General features: G+C 70.5%; 12 protein-coding genes and 1 pseudogene. 9 read left to right on the top strand and 4 right to left on the bottom strand.

The features are described from left to right. Window positions 1-78 precede the first annotated feature (78 nt). On the bottom strand, window positions 79-603 hold the full coding sequence (locus tag bpln_RS24665; RefSeq protein WP_080937397.1) for a GNAT family N-acetyltransferase: 525 nt from the start codon (window positions 601-603) through the stop codon (window positions 79-81). 253 nt (window positions 604-856) lie between these two features. On the opposite strand from bpln_RS24665, the gene bpln_RS24660 reads away from it, so the two are divergent. Next, on the top strand, window positions 857-1,720 hold the full coding sequence (locus bpln_RS24660) for a CPBP family intramembrane glutamic endopeptidase (protein WP_055140276.1): 864 nt from the start codon (window positions 857-859) through the stop codon (window positions 1,718-1,720). 26 nt (window positions 1,721-1,746) lie between these two features. Here bpln_RS24660 and bpln_RS24655 read toward each other — a convergent pair whose 3' ends face one another. Next, window positions 1,747-2,415: a MarC family protein gene (locus bpln_RS24655; RefSeq protein ID WP_042627836.1), complete on the bottom strand. Its 669-nt coding sequence runs from the start codon at window positions 2,413-2,415 to the stop codon at window positions 1,747-1,749. A gap of 320 nt (window positions 2,416-2,735) precedes the next feature. Here bpln_RS24655 and bpln_RS24650 point away from each other — a divergent pair, with 320 nt between their 5' ends. Further along, window positions 2,736-3,821: a calcium:cation antiporter gene (locus bpln_RS24650; protein WP_042627835.1), complete on the top strand. Its 1,086-nt coding sequence runs from the start codon at window positions 2,736-2,738 to the stop codon at window positions 3,819-3,821. Between the two features lie 237 nt (window positions 3,822-4,058). Here the strand turns inward: bpln_RS24650 and bpln_RS24645 are convergent, their stop codons facing one another. Further along, on the bottom strand, window positions 4,059-5,015 hold the full coding sequence (locus tag bpln_RS24645) for a LysR family transcriptional regulator (protein ID WP_055140275.1): 957 nt from the start codon (window positions 5,013-5,015) through the stop codon (window positions 4,059-4,061). Between the two features lie 299 nt (window positions 5,016-5,314). On the opposite strand from bpln_RS24645, the gene bpln_RS24640 reads away from it, so the two are divergent. The 6 genes and pseudogenes from bpln_RS24640 to bpln_RS24615 all read left to right on the top strand — a co-directional run bounded on the left by bpln_RS24640 (window position 5,315) and on the right by bpln_RS24615 (window position 11,958). Then, entirely contained in the window at window positions 5,315-6,481 is a 1,167-nt protein-coding gene (locus tag bpln_RS24640) for an HPP family protein (RefSeq protein WP_055140274.1), read from the top strand. A 106-nt stretch (window positions 6,482-6,587) separates the two neighbouring features. Beyond that, window positions 6,588-7,001 (top strand): MarR family winged helix-turn-helix transcriptional regulator, encoded by a 414-nt coding sequence (locus tag bpln_RS24635; RefSeq protein WP_171907268.1) that lies wholly within the window; start codon window positions 6,588-6,590, stop codon window positions 6,999-7,001. A 33-nt stretch (window positions 7,002-7,034) separates the two neighbouring features. Further along, a pseudogene (locus bpln_RS38475) lies at window positions 7,035-7,677 on the top strand (chloride channel protein); the annotation flags it as partial. Window positions 7,678-8,558: 881 nt separating this feature from the next. Further along, window positions 8,559-8,948: a hypothetical protein gene (locus tag bpln_RS24625; RefSeq protein WP_042627831.1), complete on the top strand. Its 390-nt coding sequence runs from the start codon at window positions 8,559-8,561 to the stop codon at window positions 8,946-8,948. A gap of 371 nt (window positions 8,949-9,319) precedes the next feature. After that, window positions 9,320-10,501, top strand: a complete 1,182-nt coding sequence (locus bpln_RS24620) for a M20 aminoacylase family protein (RefSeq protein ID WP_055140271.1) — start codon at window positions 9,320-9,322, stop codon at window positions 10,499-10,501. 158 nt (window positions 10,502-10,659) lie between these two features. Next, on the top strand, window positions 10,660-11,958 hold the full coding sequence (locus tag bpln_RS24615) for a UDP-N-acetylglucosamine 1-carboxyvinyltransferase (RefSeq protein ID WP_042627829.1): 1,299 nt from the start codon (window positions 10,660-10,662) through the stop codon (window positions 11,956-11,958). A gap of 248 nt (window positions 11,959-12,206) precedes the next feature. Here the strand turns inward: bpln_RS24615 and bpln_RS24610 are convergent, their stop codons facing one another. Continuing rightward, window positions 12,207-13,316, bottom strand: coding sequence for a porin (locus tag bpln_RS24610; RefSeq protein WP_042627828.1), 1,110 nt, complete (start codon window positions 13,314-13,316; stop codon window positions 12,207-12,209). A gap of 478 nt (window positions 13,317-13,794) precedes the next feature. Here bpln_RS24610 and bpln_RS24605 point away from each other — a divergent pair, with 478 nt between their 5' ends. Beyond that, window positions 13,795-19,935, top strand: a complete 6,141-nt coding sequence (locus tag bpln_RS24605; RefSeq protein WP_055140270.1) for an alpha-2-macroglobulin family protein — start codon at window positions 13,795-13,797, stop codon at window positions 19,933-19,935. The last annotated feature ends 83 nt before the right edge of the window (window positions 19,936-20,018 follow it).

Raw genomic sequence — 20,018 nt, 5'->3', positions numbered from 1 at the left:
TCGGCGGTGCGTTGCAGGCAAGCATGCCTGGCCCGCCATCGCCAGCCGCCACGCCGAACGGCATCGTTGAATCGCCGCTCAGCCATTGCGCCGACCCCACGCGTCCCGACTCAACACGAACGCCACCTCTTGCGCCCCGTCCGTCCCGACAGGTTTCCGTCCGCTCTCACGCATGCCAAGTCTCTCGGCTATTTTTCTCGACGCCGTGTTTTTGGCCAGGCAGTGCGCCGTGACCTCGCTGGCGTGGCGGACGTCGAAACACCAGACCAGCAGCCGTCGCGCCGCCTCGGTGGCATAGCCGTTTCCTCGAAACGGCGCGGCCAGCCACCACCCGATATCGATCACGGGGGTGTCTCCCGCATGAACGAATCCGCCGACCTCGCCGATCATGTCATCGTGGCCATCGCGGCAAATCGTGAACATGCGCCAGCCGGGATCGGCATCCGTTTTCAACGCCTGCTCCTCGAGCAGACGCGTCGCAGCGTCCTCGGACATGAGGTCGGGCGAATCGGGCGACAAGCCCGTATTTCGACACGCCAACAGCCCGTGCAAATCGTGGAGGGACGGTTGTCGTATCTGGATTCGTTGAACGCTTTCGCTCATGCGTATCGCGACCTGGCTGTTGGTTGAAAAACACTCGATTGAACCATCTCAAAAATCCCGGCGGCAGGCAAGCGGGCGCGGTACCCACGCGAGCCATGCGCGCGATCCGGCGACGCCTTGAATCCCGGCCGCCACGACCGATGCGGGCAGCCCTGTCTAGCCGTCCCCGCCTCCCTTTCACCTCCCCGACACCAACGCACCACCCCTCCACCCAAGCTATGATGTGCGCCCGTCGGCTTCATCGCTCCCCGATATGTCCAACCTCCCGCCGCTGCTGCCCTGGGCCGCGATCTTCGCCGCCGCGCTGCTAGTCTGGTGGCCCCGCCTGCGCCCGGCCAGCCTCGCGCTGGCCGTGATCGGCTACGCCGCCGCGTTCGCGGCCGGCCAGCTCGCTCCCCTCGCACTCGCCCCGCTCGCGGGCCTGGCGCTGGCCGCCTGGGCGATCCGTCCGGGTCGCGTCTGGCCGCTGCGCATCGCCGGCGGCGTGCTGTTCACGATCCTGGCCGTGGCGCTCTCGCTGCACCTGCTGCCCGGCTTCCACAACCCGCGCGTGATCGCCGCGATCCGTTTCACGCCGGACGCGGTTCCGTTCACGATGTATCTGAACGCCGACAAGGCGCTGGTCGGCTTCTGGCTGCCGTGGGTGCTGCCGTCGGCGGTGCGGCCGGTGCGCTGGAGCAAGTCGCTGCCGATCGGCGCGGCGGCCGCGCTCGGCACGGCGCTGGTCTGCCTCGCGCTGGCGGCCGCGCTCGGCGCGGTGGGCTGGGCGCCGAAATGGCCGGCGGCCGGCTGGCTCTGGCTCGCCAACAACCTGCTGATCGTCGCGCTCGCCGAGGAGGCGCTGTTTCGCGGCTGGCTCCAGCGCGGCCTCGAGATCGGCCTCGCGCGCGCCCCGGGCGGCCAGTGGCTCGCGCTGCTCGTGGCCTCGCTCGTGTTCGGCGCGGCCCATGCGCCGGGCGGCGCCGCGTTCGTCGCGCTGGCCACGCTGTCGGGCCTCGGCTACGGCCTCGCCTACCGCTTCGGCGGCCTGCGCGCGGCCTGGATCGCCCACGCCGGCCTCGACCTCGTGCATTTCGCGCTATTCACCTATCCGCTGCGCGCGGCAACCGGTGCCTGAGCGTCAGGCGAGGCCCGCGCCGCCTCTTACTTCGCCTGATCGGCCAGCGGCTGAAGGAACGCGGAGAAGCCGGTCAGCATGATCTGCACGCCCACGCACAGCAGCAGGAACGCCGACACGCGCTGCGCGACCTTGGTACCCTCGGCGCCGAGGTAGCGGGCGAGCACCTCGGCACGGCTGTAGGTCTGCCAGATCACGAGCGCGGCCAGCGCCGACACGGCCACCGAGACGATGCTCGACATCAGGAACTCGGAGAGCTTGTGGGTGCGGTTCGCGTTCAGCGCGATCGCGGTGGCGACCGAGCCCGGCCCGACCGTCAGCGGAATCGTCAGCGGGAAGAAGGCGCGCGACATCACGTTGTGCGGGTTGAGCGGCTTGACCTCGGCCTCGCCGCCCGGCACGTCCGGCGCGTTCAGCATCTGCCAGCCGGACACGGCCACCGCGAAGCCGCCGCCGATGCGCAGCGCCTCCATCGAGATGCCGAAGAAGTGCAGCACCGGCGTGCCGAGGAAAAACGCCACCATCAGCACGATGAACGCGTTGATCGCCACCTTGCGCGCGAGCGCGGCGCGCTGGCGCTCGTTGAGGGAATCGGTGCGTTCGAGGAACAGGAACGCGATCCCGAACGGATTGAGGATGCCCATCAGGCCGGTGAAGCCGAACAGGATTTCGGAAATCAGGCGGTGGAGGATCATCGGTCGAAAAAGAAAGACGACGGCGTCCGGGCACGCGGACGGGATCGGGCCGGCGCCATTGTAGTGCAGCCGTTCACGCTCGCGGCGGCGGCGCGAACGAATCGATGACGGGCCCGGCACGCCGCATGCCGACATCGCCGTTCATGCATGCCTTTACCGGCCCTTTCATGTGCCGCCAGGCGGGCCGCCGTATCGACGCACGGCAACCGCCCGCTGGGCTGGAACGCCCCGCCCGCCTGCTAGAATCGGGCACGCGCGCACCCGCCCGGGCCGAGCGCCGGGACGGAACTCCCGATCAACAAAGCAACCCAGGACCGCCGATGCCGAACTCCTCGCAAGCCTTGCCCCGCTGGACGCTCGTGGCCCCGATCGTGGCCTGGCTGGTACTCGCGCTGGCGGGCTTCATCCCGTTCGAGTGGCTCGCGATCACGCTGGTCGCGCTCGCGCTGGCCGGCTCGGTGTTCGCCGCCGTGCATCACGCCGAGGTGGTCGCGCATCGCGTCGGCGAGCCGTTCGGCACGCTGGTGCTGGCCGTCGCGGTGACGGTGATCGAGGTGGCGTTGATCGTCTCGGTGATGCTGTCGGCGGGCCCCGAGAAAGCGGGCCTCGCGCGCGACACGGTGTTCGCGGCGGTGATGATCGTCTGCAACGGCATCGTCGGGCTTTGCCTGCTGACGGGCGGCTGGAAGCACGGCGAACAGGATTTCCAGGGGCGCGGCGCGAGCAAGTCGCTGGCGGTGCTGGCCTCGCTGTCGGTGCTCTCGCTGGTGATGCCGAACTACCTGAACGCGGCGCCCGGCCCGCAGTTCTCCACCTCGCAGCTGGCCTTCGCGGGGGTCTCCTCGCTGGTGCTCTACGGCGTGTTCGTGTTCGTGCAGACGGTGCGCCACCGCGATTACTTCCTGGTGGCCGAAAGCGCCGACGAATCGATCCACGCGGCGCCGCCCACGGCACGCGTCGCGCTGACGAGCGTGGCGTTCCTGCTGATCGCGCTGGTGGCGGTGGTGCTGCTCGCGAAGCTGCTGTCGCCAGCCGTCGAACGCGGCGTGGCGCGCCTGGGCGCGCCCGAGGCGGCGGTGGGCATCGTGATCGCGGCGCTGGTGCTGCTGCCCGAAGGGCTCGCGGCGGTCGGCGCGGCGCGCGCGAACCGCCTGCAGACGAGTCTCAACCTCGCGCTCGGCTCGGCGCTCGCGAGCATCGGCTTGACGATCCCGACCGTGGCCATCGTGTTCATCTGGACCGGCCAGCCGCTCACGCTCGGCATCGGCTCGATGGAAACGGTACTGCTCTCGCTCACGCTGCTGGTCAGCACGCTGACGCTGAGCGCGGGCCGCACCACCGTGCTGCAGGGCGTGGTCCACCTCTCGCTGTTCGCCGCCTACCTGTTCCTGTCGGTCACGCACTAAGTCACGCACTAAGTCGCCCACCCGGTCACGCGCTGACGACCGCGCGCCGGCACGGGAAGGTTGCGCGCCGATTCCGGCGGATCGCGGCCGGTCCCGCGCGCCGGACGGCGGCGCCAAGCGCCTGCGCCACGTGTGCGGCCGGCGCGATGCGCGCGATGCACCGGGCGAGCCGTTGGCGACGCCCGCCCCCTCATCTGCCGTGCCGGCGGGCACGGCTCCCCTTGACTCGATGCGCGCTCAGGCGCTGGCCGGCACCGTGCCGGCCAGCCGCGCCAGTTCGACCAGATCGTTGGCGAGCGCCGGCGTGAGCGTCGTGCGCAGATGGTCGAGGAAGGTCCGCGTCTTCGCGTCGAGATAGCGGCGCGTCGCATACACCGCATAGACGTGGATCGTATGCAGCCGGTAGTTCGGCAGCACACGCACCAGCCTGCCGGAGCGCAGGTCGTCGAGCGCCGTGTAGAGCGCGATCGAACCGATGCCGCGGCCGAGGCGCAGCGCCACGGCGAGCGCGTCGGGCACGTTGACCTGGAACGGCGAGGTCGGCAGCTCGAAGCGCCGCTCGTCGCCGTCGTCGCTCTCGAGCCGCCATTCGCCGCCCGGCGACGACGGCGTGTCGAGCCGCAGGCAGATGTGTTTCAGCAGGTCGTCGGGCGTCTTCGGCACGCCGTGGCGCGCCAGGTAATCGCGCGAGGCCACCAGCACGCTGCAGCTCTCGCCGCAGGTCTGCGCGACGTAGCCGGAATCGGGCAGCTGCGAGGCCGTGACGATCGACACGTCGTAGCCCTCTTCCACCAGGTTCGGCATGCGCTGCGCGAGCGTCAGCTCGATCGACACCTCGGGGTTGTCTTCCTGATAACGCGCCACGGCCGGCACCACGTGGCTCTGCCCGAGTCCCGTCATCGCATGGATGCGCATCCGCCCGCTCGGCTTCAGCAAGGCGTTGCGCGCCTCGGCGTTGGCGTGGTCGATCTCGGCCAGGATCGACTTCGATCGTTCGAAATAGCGCTGTCCGCTTTCCGTCAGACCGAGGTGGCGGGTGGTGCGGTGCAGCAGGCGCGTCTGCACGTGGGCCTCGAGATTCGAGACGGCACGCGACACCTGCGCGGTCGTGGCGGCGATTTCCTTGGCAACGGCGGTGAAGCTGCCGGCCTCGACGACGCGCACGAACAGCCGCATGTTTTCGAGCATGTCCATGGGGGATCAGGGATACGGAGGAACTGGCGATGCCGCGGCCCCTCGGGGCCTGGCGGCGCAGGCGGCAGACACGCGATCCGGGCCGGAAGCTGGGCTGGGGATCGGCATCGCGCGCGGCATCTTGTCGGATTCGAATTTGATTTGAAGCAATCGGGGCTGCGGCGAATTGTACGCCGATGATCGGTCGAACGCTCGTTTGAAATCGCACGCCTTTACACGCAATGCAGGGATGCACCGTGATAAATATCATGTTGCGATATAATTCCCGACCATCCGATCGTCGCACCCCAGATCCGCTCATGTCGCCGCTGCCGTCGCACTCCCTCCTGTCGTTCGCCGCCCGCCTGCGCGCCTGGCTGCTCGGTTTCGCGCCGGCCCCGGTCGTGCTCAGCTCGCGCGAACGGCTGCGCTCGTGCCTCGGCGCGCTGCTCGGCATCGCCTGCGTGGGCCTCGCGATGCGCGTGCTGCCGGGCATCCCCGACGCGGTGCCGCTGCTGGTCGCGCCGATGGGCGCGTCGGCGGTGCTGCTGTTCGCGGTGCCGGCCAGCCCGCTCGCGCAGCCGTGGCCGCTGATCGGCGGCAACCTGGTGTCGGCGGTGGTGGGCGTGGCCTGCGCGCGGTGGATTCCGTCGCCGGTCGCGGCCGCCTCGCTCGCGATCGCCTGCTCGGTCGGCGCGATGCTGGCGCTGCGCTGCGTCCACCCGCCGTCCGGCGCGGTGGCGCTGACGGCCGTGGTGGGCGGGCCGTCCGTCCACGCGCTCGGCTTCGGTTTCGTGTTCGAGCCGATCGCGCTGCAGTCGGCGGCGCTGCTGGCCGCCGCGCTCGGCTATCACGCGCTGACGGGCCACCGTTATCCCCACCGCGCCGCGGCCCCGCGCGAGGCCGACCGGCCGCCCGCGCGCGGCTTCTCGCGCGAGGATCTGGAGGCGGTGCTCGCACGCCGGACCGAATGGCTCGACGTCTCGACCGACGATCTCGACGCGCTGCTGCGCGAAACCGAACTGCACGCCTACGCGCGCTCGTTCGGCGCGCTGAGCTGCGCCGATCTGGTCGCGCATCCGCGCGTCGGGCTCGACGCCGCCACGCGCGTCTCGGCCGCGCTCGCGCTGCTCGACCGGCTGCGCACCGACGCGCTGCCGGTGGTCGACGCGGCGCGTCGCGTGCTCGGCGTCGTCACGCGCGCGCGGCTCGCGCCGCTGGCCGCGGCGGCGCAGCGGCCAGCCGCCCGACACGCCAGCCCGATCGTTGATGCGCGACACGATCCGCCGATCGCCGATGCGATCGTGGCGGGCGCACCGAGTATCCTGTCCACCGAGCCGATCACCGATCTCGTGCCGCTGTTCGCCGAGGCGGGCGAGCCGGTGATCGTGGTGGTCGACGCGGGCGAGCAGGTGGTCGGGCTCGTCACGCAGGCCGACCTGATCGCCGGGCTGTATCGGGGCACGCGGGAGCGCCGGGCGGCCTGAGCCGCGCCCGGCGGACACGATGCGAAACCTCAATATTTCCGCTGTTTCACGGCCACATATATCACGACATGATATATTAATCGATTCCGCCAGACCTGGAATCATGATGACCGACTCGACCCAACTCCTGCAGAAATCCGATTTCGAACAACTGTCCGAGTTCCGCTATCAAATGCGTCGCTTCGAGCGCTTCTCCGAGCGCGCGGCGCAGAGCGAGGGCGTGACGCCGCTGCAATACCTGATGCTGCTGCACATCAAGGGCTACCCGGCACGTGAATGGGCCACCATCGGCGAGCTGGCCGAACGGCTGCAGGCGCAGCACCACGGCGTGGTCGCGCTGGTCTCGCGCTGCGAGGCGGCCGGGCTCGTCAAGCGCCGGCCCAGCGCGAGCGACCGGCGCCAGGTGGAAGTCCATCTGCTGAAGGCCGGCGAGACGGTGCTGGCGCGGCTCGCCGCGCTGCATCGCGCCGAGATCAAATCGCTGCGCGGCACGTTCCAGGTGCCGCAGATCGACTATTAGCCCCGTTTCCTCGCTCTTCGTCCCCCGACCATCATGCATCCCGTCGCGCCGCACCAGCGCGATTTCGCGCCGAACCTCCGCCTGCCCCGCATCGCCGTGCTCGCCGCCGCGATCGGCGTGACCAGCACGCTCGCGGCGGTCGTGCTGCTGAACCTGATCCATCTGTTCACGAACCTGTTCTTCTTCGGCCGCTGGTCGTTCGCCGACCGCGCGCCGGCCGGCCACGCGCCCGGCGCCTGGGTGATCGCGGTGCCGGTGATCGGCGGCCTGATCGTGGGCCTGATGGCGCGCTTCGGTTCGGAGAAGATCCGCGGCCACGGCATTCCCGAGGCGATCGAGGCGATCCTGTCCGGCAAGAGCCGCATGTCGCCGAAGGTGGCGATACTCAAGCCGCTCTCGTCGGGCATCGTGATCGGCAGCGGCGGGCCGTTCGGCGCGGAAGGGCCGATCATCATGACGGGCGGCGCGCTCGGCTCGCTGATCGCGCAATGCTTCAAGGTGACGGCCGCCGAGCGCAAGACGCTGCTGGTGGCGGGCGCCGCCGTGTTCGGCACGCCGGTCGCGGCGGTGCTGCTGGCCGTCGAGCTGCTGCTGTTCGAATGGCGCCCGCGCAGTTTCCTGCCGGTGGCGCTGGCCTGCGCGGTGGCCGGCTTCGCGCGCGCGCTCTGCTTCGGCGCGGACCAGAAGCATCGCGCGTACCCGGTGCTGCGCGACGGCCGGCTCGTGGCCATGCTCGACCGCACCGCGCTCGAACGGCTCGACGCCGAGCACGGCCCGCACGCCGGCGTCGGCGAAGCGCTGCGCGGCGTCTCGCGCGGCCCCTGGGCGCTGACGCGCGAGACCTGCCGGCTGGTCGCGACGCGGCTCGCCGTGCATGGGCTGGAACGGCTGCCGGTGATCGCGGACGAGGCCTCGCCGCGGCTCGTCGGCCTGGTCGCGCGCAGCGATCTGGTGAAACCGGCGCTGCGCCACTTCGACGAAGTGCACAAGCGCGAACGCTTCCACGGCATCCGCCTGGCGCGCGCCACGCGCTCGCGAAAGCGCATCGCGCGGCCCGGTTGACGACCTCCACGGCCTCGACGAACGCAGGTCGGAGCGATCCGCCAGGCTCGCGGCGACGCCACCGCTGTCACAATCCGTCACGAATTTAAATCTGCTTAACAGATTTCGGCGGCGTTTTGCGCCATCATGAAGGCAAATGCGATGGGGCCACCGCTCAGCACGCACACTACGCCAGCGGTCATAGAACCGCGGCGTAGGCGGACGGCCCTGGCGGCCACCTCGCTCCAGCAGTCCGGTCGTGCCGGCTCCGCCCGTGCCGATCTCGTCACCCGCCGCGCCGCGACCTCGTCGCGAAGCGGCCTTCCATGCCACGTCGCAAGACCAGCGATCAGGGCAAGCGCCTCGTCGGACGCCGCCGGATGTACCGGGGAACGTCTCGACACGTTTCGCAAGGCAACTTGACAAGCCGTTGCGCTATCGCCGGAACCCCGGCGCGAAACAGGCGATTCGACATTTTCGTAGCTCTCGCCGGCATCGGCATCGCGGGTGTCCGGCATGTGTTTTTACCGAAGACCGAAGAAGGAGATAAACGTGAAGAAACTGCTGCCGCTTATCGCATTGACCGTCGCTGCTTCCGCTTTCGCGCAACAGCAACAACCGCAGTGGACGATCCAGAACGTCGGTCAAAGCCAGAAGCCCGCTCCGCAGGTTGCCGCCTGCATCGCCAAGAGCTGGGCCGACAAGTCCCAGCAACAGGTGATCTCGCAGGACGTGCTCGCCAACGACATGGCGATGGACGTCTACGTGCCGGGCCAGCAGCCGCCCAACGGCGCGGCCGCGATGGTGCGTCCGGCCCGCTCGGCCGGTGCCGCCACCTGGGTGGGCTTCCGCTCGGTCGGCGACGCCGCGAACCCGGCTGCCGCGGATCTCAGCACCTGCCTGTAAGCGAAGCGGCCGGGCGCGCCGGCGCCTCGCCGCGACACGCACCACGCTTCCCTGACTGGTGCGCGTCGCGGCCAGACTCCACCGCCACGACATGCCTCGGCCCGCTTCGTCGGGCACGCCACACCCCGCCCCGGCGGGGTGTTTTCATATCGGCGGGCAGTTCCCGCATCCGACCACGCTTTTGCGGCACCGCCATCGCGCGTCGATCCGCGCCGCTTCGTGCCGCTTCGTGCCGCTTCGCGCCGGCAATCCTCCAGCGCGGCTGGCGGGACAATTTAACAGCTTATGGCGAGCGCGAGCACCGCCTATGCTGGGCTGAACTCACGCCCCACGGGCTCCGCGTCCGCGAGCCCCGTCCACCAGGAGTCGTCATGTCCGCCACCCAGCCCGTCATCGCCGGCATCGCCGAGCTCGCGCCCGAATTCATCGAACTGCGCCACCGCCTGCACGCCCACCCCGAACTCGCCTTCCAGGAAAACCGCACCAGCGACCTGGTCGCGCAGCGGCTGACGCAGTGGGGCTATGCCGTCCATCGCGGGATCGGCAGGACCGGGCTGGTCGGCGTGCTGCGCGAGGGCCGCAGTGGCAAGACCCTCGGCCTGCGGGCCGACATGGACGCGCTGCCGATCCGCGAAGCCACGCGCCTGCCCTACGCGAGCGTACACGAGCACGCCATGCACGCCTGCGGCCACGACGGCCATACCGCGATGCTGCTCTGCGCCGCGCGCTACCTCGCCGCCACGCGGCGCTTCTCCGGCACGCTGAACCTGATCTTCCAGCCGGCCGAGGAGAATTTCGGCGGCGGCAAGGCGATGCTCGACGACGGCCTGTTCGAGCGCTTCCCGTGCGACGCGATCTTCGCGCTGCACAACATGCCGGGGCGCCCGGCCGGCGACATGGCGTTCCGCACCGGTCCGACCATGGCCTCGTGCGATCGCGTGACGATCACGCTGCGCGGCATGGGCGGCCACGGCGCGCTGCCGCATCTGGCGCGCGACCCGATGTCGGCGGCCGGCGGCCTGATGGTGGCGCTGCAGACCGTGGTCGCGCGCGACATCGATGCGCAGCAGGCGGCGGTGATCACGGTCGGCAGCGTGCGGGCCGGCGAGACCTTCAACGTGATTCCCGAGACGGTCGAGATGAAGCTCTCGGTGCGCGCGCTCGACGCCGAGGTGCGCAGGCAGCTGGCACTGCGCATCACGCAACTCGCGCAGGGCCACGCCGCCGCCTACGGCCTCACCGCCGTGGTCGACTACGACTACGGCTACCCGGTGCTCGTCAACCATGCGGCGCCGACCGAATTCGCGCGCGGCATCGCCCGTGAACTGCTCGGCGACGCGCGCGTGGAGGCACAGGCGCCGCCGCTGATGGGCAGCGAGGATTTCGCCTACATGCTGGAGGCGCGGCCCGGCTGCTACGCGCTGCTCGGCAACGGCCTGGAAGGCCGCCACGGTCGGATGGTCCACCACCCCGGCTACGACTTCAACGACGAGATCCTCGCGATCGGCGCGAGCTACTGGGTGAGGATCGCGCAGGGCTGGCTCGCCGCCTGAGACGCGGCGCGGGACGGCGCAACACCGGCCGACGAGGGCCGGATGCACGAAACCGGCGTGAAGCCCCCCCCCGCACCGGGCCGCTCCGGCTCGCGCCCGCCCCGCAAACGATGGCATGATACGAACTTGCGCCACCTTCATCCCTACCGCGCCAAAACATGTCGAATCTGATCGTCCACGGCGGCACCCCGCTACGCGGGGAAATCACGCCGTCCGCCAACAAGAACGCCGTCCTCCCGATCCTCTGCTCCACCCTGCTGTCCGACCAGCCGCTGCGGCTCGTCGGCGTGCCCGACATCACCGACGTGCGCAAGATTCTCGAGATCTTCCGCACGCTCGGCAGCGACGTGTCGATCGATTTCGCCAGCGGCGTGCTCGATCTCCATCACCGCGCGACGCAGTTCGATCCGGCCGTGCATCGGCTGCCCGAGGAAATGCGCTCGTCGATCATGCTGGTGCCGCCGCTGCTCGCCCGCTTCGGCGTGGCGCGGCTCGAGAACGACGTGAAGGGCTGCACGCTCGGCGTACGCGAGATCGATCCGCACGTGGAAGTGTTCGAGCGCTTCGGCGCGAGCATCGAGCGCACCACCGATTCGCTGATCGTGCGCGCCACCACGCTCACGCCGAACGACCACTGGCTCGACTATGCGTCGGTCACCACCACCGAGAATTTCGTGCTGTGCGCGGCGGCGGCCGGCGGCGTGTCGACGCTCGTGAACGCCGCCTCGGAACCGCACGTGCAGGAGTTCTGCCGCTTCCTCGCCATGCTCGGCGTGCCGATCGAGGGCATCGGCACCTCGCACGTGCGCGTGCAGGGCGGCGTGAAGCTGGCGGGCGGCGAACACCGCTTCGCCGAGGATTTCCACGAGATCGCCACGTTCCTCGCGCTCGGCGCGATCACGGGCGGCGACATCGCGGTGCGCAACAGCGGCCCGGAGCAGTTCCCGCTGATCGACCGCACCTTCGCCAAGCTCGGCGTGCAGGTCACGCACGCGAACGGCTGGTCGCGCGCCACGCGCGACGGCGCGATGAAGGTGAAAAAGCCGTTCACGCAGAACATCCTGACCAAGATCGAGGCCGCGCCGTGGCCCTATCTGCCCGTCGATCTGCTGCCGATCTTCATCGCGCTCGGCGTCAAGGCCGAGGGCAGCGTGATGTTCTGGAACAAGGTGTACGACGGCGCGATGGGCTGGACCGGCGAGCTCTCGAAGTTCGGCGCGCACGTGTTCCAGTCCGATCCGCACCGGCTGATCACGTTTGGCGGGCTGCCGCTCACGCCGGCGCGCGTCGAGAGCCCCTACATCATCCGCGTCGCGATCGCGCTGCTGATGGTGGCCGCCAGCATCGAGGGCCGCTCCGAGATCCTCAACGCGCAGCCGATCCGCCGCGCGCATCCGCACTTCGTCGAGAACCTGCGCTCGGTCGGCGCGAACGTCGAGTGGACGGCCGGCGACTGATGCGCCGGCGCTGAACGCGCCACCGCCCGGGACGGCGCGAGGCGTTCCGGGCGGTGGTCGTTGGCGGTGTGCCGCGCACTGCGCGCGTCATGGAGCCGGCCGCGCGGCCGAAGTATGGCCGAAGTATGGCCGACGTGTGGCCGGCCCGCGGTGACCCGGTCGGCGGCGGGTTCACGCCACCGCCACCGGCCCCGCCATTGGCTACGCGGCCCTGACCGACGGCGCAACGACAGCGGCCGGCCCCCGCATCAGAAGTTGTGCATGATGCCGACGTAGGCGCCCGTCTGCGACTCGCCCGTCAACGGGTTGGTGCCGCTGGTCGAGTCACGCGAGGTCGCGATCAGCGAGAAGTCCGAGTTGCCGCTGTTGCGCATGTAGGCGACCGTGCCGTACAGGAACGTGCGCTTCGACAGGTTGTAGGTGGTGCCGAGCACGTACATGATCGCGTGACCCGACGGATCGTGCGTGGCGTCGCCGCCGCCGCTGCCCACCCGCACGTAGAAGCCGCCGGCCGTGACGGCCCAGGCCGGCGTGGCCGTGTAGGTCGCGCCGAGCCAGATGTGATCGGCGCGATCGGCGAGGCCGGTGGGCGTGTCGGGCGCCGAGTAATGCGTATAGGCGGCCTGGACCTTGAACTTCTGCACGTAGACGTTGGTGCCGACGAAGTACTCGCGCGAGGCCGTGAACACGTTGTCCATCTTGCCGTTGCTGTTGCGCAGCTCGTCATAGATGCCGCGCACGTCGAACAGCGGCGAGTGGTACGACAGCATGATGCCGTCGGAACGGCCGAAGTCGTTGTTCGGACCGGTGTTGAAGCTGGTCTGGTTGCCGAACGCGAACTGTCCCTGCACGTCGAAGCCGTTCCACACCGGGCTGTGATACTCGATGTTGTTGCTGGTCTGCTGCCAGTTGCGCCCGCGCACCAGCGAGGCCGACGAGAACGCCTGCTGCACGAACGGATCGAATTCCCACACGCCGTCGCTGTCGATGAACAGGTTGCGCCCGGCCTGCAGCGTGCCCCACTCGTTGTTCTTCAGGCCCACGTAGGCGCGCCGCGAGAACATCCGGCCGCCGCCCGTGGTGCCGTTCATCACCTGGAACGCGGTTTCCAGGTCGAAGATCGTCGACGTCCCGCCGCCCAGATCCTCCACGCCCTTCAGGCCGAACATGCTGGTGCCCCAGTCGCCGCCCTCGGCGCTCCAGAGGTTGCTGGTGCCGGTGCGCGTCGCGTTGGCGACGTGGTTGATGTACTGGATGCCGCCGTCGATCCGGCCGTACAGCGTGACGCTCGACTGCGCGAACGCGGCGGCCGGCATGGCAAAGCTCAGCGCCGCGATGGTTCTGATTCGAAGTTTCATATCCCCTGCCTGTATCTCTCTCAGATTGACTGGCACTTCCGGCGCGCCGCCGCGCTGCTGGATGCGGCCGTGAAGCGTCCCGGGCCCGTACCGCCGGCGCAGCGACGCCGCCCGCGGATACGGTGTTCTTGTGTGATCGGCAAACGAATCGCCAGATGCCGCGTGCGTGGGTCGTCTCGCTCGAGGCCGCCCGGATCGTGATGCAACGGGGCGGCCGGGTCCGTTCGGAGGGTTGACCGTTCGCGCGGACCGGCAATGTACGCGTTCGCGGCCTGACGGACAATCTCTTTATAGTGCATGAAGCATTTGCTGATTCGCGATAATCCCGCGCCGGGCCCGAGATGTCGGATCGGCGCGACAGCGCTTCCCTGCACGGCCCAATCGTGTTATCGCGCGTCAAAATCCCGTCTGACCGTGAAAGGGCTCGGTTAGAATCGCAGGCATTCCGAAATGCTTCCCTCTCCAGGAACGGCCAGCGATGAAGCAGATCACATCAAAAAAAATCCTGCGCTGGAGTGCCGTCGCGGCACTCGCGGCGGGCCTTGGCGCCGGCTTCGGCTGGCGCGCCGATGCCGCCAAAACGGTCAGCGTCTCGCCGCAGGGCACCTCGCCCCAGGTCAGCCAGGCGGTGGTGAAGTTCGACGAGCCGATGGTGGCGTTCGGCTCGGCCGCGCAACCCGACCCGGCCCACCTGAGCTGCAACGACGCCGCCGCGACGAAATACGACGCGAGCTGGAGCGACGCGCGCACCTGGCTCGTCAATTTCCGCCAGGACCTGCCGCCCGGCGTGTCCTGCACGATCGAACTCGACGACAAGCTGCGCTCGGTGGCCGGCCACGCCGTCACCGGCCCGCGCCGCTTCACGTTCCAGACGGGCGGCCCCTACCCGGCCACGGTGCGCCCCGGCGGCGGGCGCATCGAGGAACGCCAGCTGTTCGTGCTGAAGCTGACCGGCCCGGCCACCGAGGCCTCGGTACGCGACCATGTCTGGTGCGAGGCCACCGGCATCGGCAACCGCATTCCGGTCACGCTCGCCGATGCCGATACGCGCGGCAAGCTGCTCGATCATTTCAAATGGAAGGCCGACGCGGCCCGCGTGCTGGTGCTCGGCTGCGCGCAGGCGCTGCCGCCCGGCGTGAAGATGCAACTGGTGTTCGGCAAGGGCGTGGCGAGCCCGAGCGGCATCGCCAACGACAACGAGGCACGCTACGACTACGAGGTGCGCGAGCCGTTCGCGGCCTCGTTCAGCTGCGAGCGCGAGAACGCGAAGGCGCCCTGCACGCCGCTGCGGCCGGTGCGCATCGAGTTCAACGCGCCGATCGCGCGCGCCGACGCCGAGAAGCTGCGCCTGCAAGGCCCCGGCGGCGCGATCGCGCCCACCTTCAAGCCCGACGACAAGTCCGCCCAGACGCGCACCGTGGCGTTCGCCGCGCCGCTGCCCGCCAGCGCCGACCTGACCGTCACGCTGCCGGCCGGGCTGACCGACGACAGCGGCCGCCCGCTCGGCAACGCCGACCTGTTCCCGCTCAAGACCCGCACCGCCGCGATGCCGCCGCTCGCGAAGTTCTCGTCGTCGACGTTCGGCATCATCGAGCGCTACGCGGAGCCCGATTCGCCGGCGCTGGTGCCCGTCACGCTGCGCAACGTCGAGGCCGACCTGAAGGTCGCCGGGCTCGAGGCCGGCCGCGCCGAGTTCGCGAACATCCGCGTCGAGGACGACGGCGCGATCCGCGACTGGATGCGCACCGTCGAGCGGCTCGACGGCATCGCGATGTCGGTGCATGAGCTGGACGCGGTGCGCCCCGGCCTGTTCGAACACGCGGCCCACCCGGTGTTCGTGCCGCCCGCCGAGGGCGAGAAGCCGCCCACCGGCCAGCGCCGCATCGTCGACCTGCGCTCGCTGTCGCTGCTGGCCGGCGAGCCGAACCTGCAGCGGCTGGTGCTGCCGAAGGCCGACCCGGCCACGCTGCGGCCGTTCGAGGTGGTGGGCGTGCCGATCGCCAGGCCCGGCTTCTACGTGCTCGAACTCGCCTCGCCCGCGCTCGGCCGCTCGCTGATGGCCAGGCCCGCGCCGATGTACGTGCGCACCACCGTGCTGGTCACCAATCTCGGCGTGCATTTCAAGCAGGGCCGCGACAACAGCCTGGTGTGGGTGACCACGCTCGACAAGGGCAAGCCGGTGCCGAACGCGGAAATCCGCGTGTCCGACTGCAACGGCGAGACGATCGCCTCGGGCCGCACCAACGCGCAGGGGCTGCTCGCCATCGACGGCACGCTCGCCGCGCGGCGCGCGTGCGACTACGAACATGGCTATCGCAATACGTTCGTGTCGGCGCGCGTCAACGACCCCGTCACCGGCCCGGACATGGCGTTCGTGATCGACGACTGGAACCGCGGCATCGAGCGCTGGCGCTTCGACGTGCCGACCGAATACGGCAGCGGCTCGCGCGCGATCGCCCATACCGTGTTCGACCGCACGCTGGTGCGCGCCGGCGAGACGGTCTCGATGAAGCACTACCTGCGCGTCGAGCAGCTCGCCTCGCTCGGCTTTCCGAAGCAGTATCCGAACCGCGTCACGATCCGCCATCTGGGCAGCGGCGACACCTATCACCAGCCGCTCGTCTGGGCCGCCGACCACACCGCCGATTCGTCGTTCACGCTGCCGCCCGCCGCGAAGCTCGGCGAATACGCGGTGACGCTCGACAACGGCAGCGCCGATGCCGACGACAAGGATGGCGGCGCCGACGACGATGATGCTTCGCGCGCCAGCTACGACAGCGGCTCGTTCCGCGTCGAGGCGTTTCGCCTGCCGGTGTTCAAGGGCACCGTGGGCGTGCGCGACACGAAGACGAGCCCGCTCGTCGGCGCGAGCGAGGCACCCGTCACCGTGCAGCTCGACTACGTGTCGGGCGGCCCCGCATCGAACCTGCCGGTGCGCGTGTCGGCGCTGGTGCGCCCCGCCACGCCCGCCTTCCTCGATCGCTATCCCGACTTCTCGTTCAACCCGTACCGCGCGCAGCAGCCGGGCTCCGACGCCGGCGCGAGCGACGACGATGACGACGGCGACAGTGGCGGCGCCGACACCGCGTCCGCGCCCGACCCCGACGCGCCGAAGCTGGTGGCCGACAAGCTGCCCGTCACGCTCGACCGCAACGGCGCCGGCAATCTCGCGCTGAAATCGCTGCCGAAGGTGGACGCGCCGCGGCAGCTCTCGCTCGAAGCCACCTTCGCCGATCCGAACGGCGAGATCCAGACGATCCGCGGCGACGCCACGTTGTGGCCCGCCGCGCTCGCGGCCGGCATCAAGGCCGGCCACTGGGTCGCGGTGGGCGACACGGTGCCCGTCACCGCGCTCGCGATCGACCTCGACGGCAAGCCGCACGCCGGCGCCGAGATGGAGATCCACGGCTACGCGCGCGTCACCACCTCGTCGCGCAAGCGCATGGTGGGCGGCTTCTACGCCTACGACGACCGCAGCGAGACCAGCGACCTCGGCACGCTCTGCAGCGGCAAGACCGACGACCACGGGCGCCTCGCCTGCGACGCGAAACTCAAGACCGCCGGCGAAATCTCGCTGGTGGCCGTGGTCAAGGACGGTGCCGGCCGCGCCGCCACCGGCAGCACCTCGGTGTGGGTGGTGCGCGAGGACGAACTCTGGTTCGGCGGCAACAACACCGACCGCATCGACCTGATCCCCGAGAAGCCCGCCTACGAGCCCGGCGAAACCGCGCGCTTCCAGGTGCGCATGCCGTTCCGCTTCGCCACCGCGCTGGTGGCCGTGGAGCGCTCGGGCGTGATGGAAACGCACGTGGTGCAGCTGAACGGGCGCGATCCGAGCGTCGAACTGAAGGTGGAGCCGGACTGGGGGCCGAACGTCTACGTGTCGGTACTCGCGCTGCGCGGGCGGCTGCGCGAGGTGCCGTGGTACTCGTTCTTCAGCTGGGGCTGGAAGACCCCGATCGAGTGGGCGCATGCGTTCTGGAACGAGGGCCGCCACTACGTGCCGCCCACCCCGCTCGTCGATCTGTCGAAGCCCGCGTTCCGCTACGGCGTGGCCGAGATCAAGGTGGGCATCGCCCCGCACCGGCTCGGCGTGACGGTCACGACCGACGCGGCCAGCTATCCCGTGCGCGGCACCGCCCACGTGAAGGTGGCCGTCAAGCTGCCGGACGGCAGACCCGCGCCGGCCGGCACGCAGGTGGCCGTGGCCGCGGTGGACGAGGCGCTGCTCGAACTGATGCCGAACGACAGCTGGGACCTGCTCGGCGCGATGCTGCAGCGGCGCGGCTACGGCGTGGAAACCGCCACCGCGCAGATGGAGATCGTCGGGCGCCGCCACTTCGGCCGCAAGGCCGTGCCGGCCGGCGGCGGCGGCGGTGCCGCGCCCACTCGCGAGCTGTTCGACACGCTGCTGCTGTGGAACCCGCGCGTGACGCTCGACGCGCACGGCGAGGCCACGCTCGACGTCAAGCTCAACGATGCGCTGACGCGCTTCTCGATCGTCGCGATTGCCTCGACCGGCGCCGACCGCTTCGGCACCGGCCGCGCCAGCGTGCGCAGCACGCAGGACCTGCAGCTGATCCCGGGGCTGCCGCCGCTCGCGCGCGAGGGCGACGCGCTGGTCGCGCCGTTCACGCTGCGCAACACCACCTCGCGCGCGATGAAGGTGGTGGTCACGCCGAACGTGCCGGGGCTCGCGCTCGCCGCGCAGACGGTCGATCTCGCGGCCGGCGCCTCGCATGAAGTGTCGTGGCGCGTGGCGATCCCCGACGGCATCGCCGACGCGGGCGGCGCGCTGCCGTGGAGCGTCGCGGCCGCCGAACAGGGCGGCGCGCATGCCGCCGACGCGTTGAAGATCACGCAGCGGATCGTGCCGTCGCTGCCCGTCACCGTGCAGCAGGCCACGCTCACCCAGGTGGACGGCAGCGTCTCGCTGCCCGTCGCGGCGCCGGCCGGCGCCGCCGCCGATCGCAGCGGCGTGCCGCGCGGCGGCATCTCGGTGGCGTTGCAGGCGCGGCTCGCCGACGGCCTGCCCGGCGTCACGCGCTGGTTCGAACGCTATCCGTACCGCTGCATCGAGCAGCAGACCTCGCGAGCGATCGGGCTGCACGATCCCGGGATGTGGCAGGCCGTGGTCGCGCAGATGCCGGCCTATCTCGACCGCGACGGCCTCGCGAACTACTTCCCGGCCGACGCCGACAGTGGCCCGACCGGCAGCACCGCGCTGACCGCCTATCTGCTGTCGGTTACCGACGAGGCGGCCAGGCTCGACCCGCGCTTCGCGATCCCCGACGCGCTGCGCTCGCAGCTCGAGGCCGGGCTCGCGAGCTTCGTCGACGGCCGCATCACGCGCGAGAGCTGGGCGCCGCGCCAGGATCTCGAACTGCGCAAGCTCGCCGCGATCGAGGCGCTGTCGCGCCACGGCGCGGCGCAGGCCCGCATGCTCGGCTCGCTGACGATCGCGCCGGAACGCTGGCCGACCTCGGCGCTGCTCGACTACCACGCGATCCTCTCGCGCGTGGCCGACATCCCGCAGCGCGACGAGAAGCGCGCGCAGGTCGAACAGCTGCTGCGCGCGCGCATCACCTATCAGGGCACGCAGCTGGTGTTCTCGACCGCGCGCGACGACGACCTCTGGTGGCTGATGAGCGGCACCGAGACCAACGCCGCCCGGCTCGCGCTCGAGTTCAACGGCGACGCGGCCTGGAAGGACGAGATGCCGAGGATCCTGGCCGGCCTGCTCGCGCTGCAACGCAACGGCGCGTGGCAGACCACCACCTCGAACGCGCTCGGCCAGCTTGCCGTCGAACGCTTCTCGAAGACCTATGAAAGCACGCCGGTGGCGGGCCAGACGCTGTTGCAGTTCGGCGCCACGCAGCGACGCATCGGCTGGGGCGGCGCGGCGGTGCCGGCCGGGGCATCGGCGGGTGCGTCGGCTTCGGTTGCGTCGTCCGGGGCGTCGGCTTCGACCGCTTCGGCCGCGGCCGCCGCCGCGCCGTCGAACGCGGCCTCCACGGCCGCCGCCACGCGCGCGGCCGGCGCGCGCCAGGCGCTGCTGCCGTGGCCCGCCGCGCAGCCGGCGCCGGTCACGCTGACGCTGACGCAGGAAGGCACCGGCAAGCCGTGGGCGACGATCCAGAGCCTCGCGGCGGTCGCGCTGAAGGCGCCGTTCGCGGCCGGCTACCGCGTGGTGAAGACGGTCACGCCGGTCGATCCCGCCGTCAAGGGCGTGCTCACGCGCGGCGACGTGCTGCGCGTGAAGCTCGACATCGACGCGCAGGCCGACATGACCTGGGTGGCCGTCAACGATCCGGTGCCCGCCGGCGCGACGATCCTCGGCTCGGGCCTCGGCCGCGACTCGGCCGCGGCCACGCAGGACGAGAACGCGCCGAAGGGCAGCTGGCCGGTGTTCGTCGAGCGCGATTTCGACGGTTATCGCGCCTACTACGACTACCTGCCCAAGGGCCACGCGACGCTCGAATACACGGTGCGGCTCAACGCGGTCGGCACGTTCGGCCTGCCGCCGACGCGCGTCGAGGCGCTTTATGCGCCGTCGGCGTATGGCGTGACGCCGAACGCGCCGGTGGTCGTGCAGCCGGCGCCGGACGCGCGGCCGTGAGCGGTTCGCGTTCGGGATCGCGGGCGAGGCCCTCGGGCGGGTTGCCCGAGGGGCCGCCCAGGCGGGCGCCTGGTGGGCCGTCT

This window comes from Burkholderia plantarii (assembly GCF_001411805.1).
In the GTDB taxonomy this organism is placed as follows: Bacteria; Pseudomonadota; Gammaproteobacteria; order Burkholderiales; family Burkholderiaceae; genus Burkholderia; species Burkholderia plantarii.
Note: the sequence above shows the minus strand (reverse complement) of the source record. Positions and strands in the feature narration are given on the sequence as shown.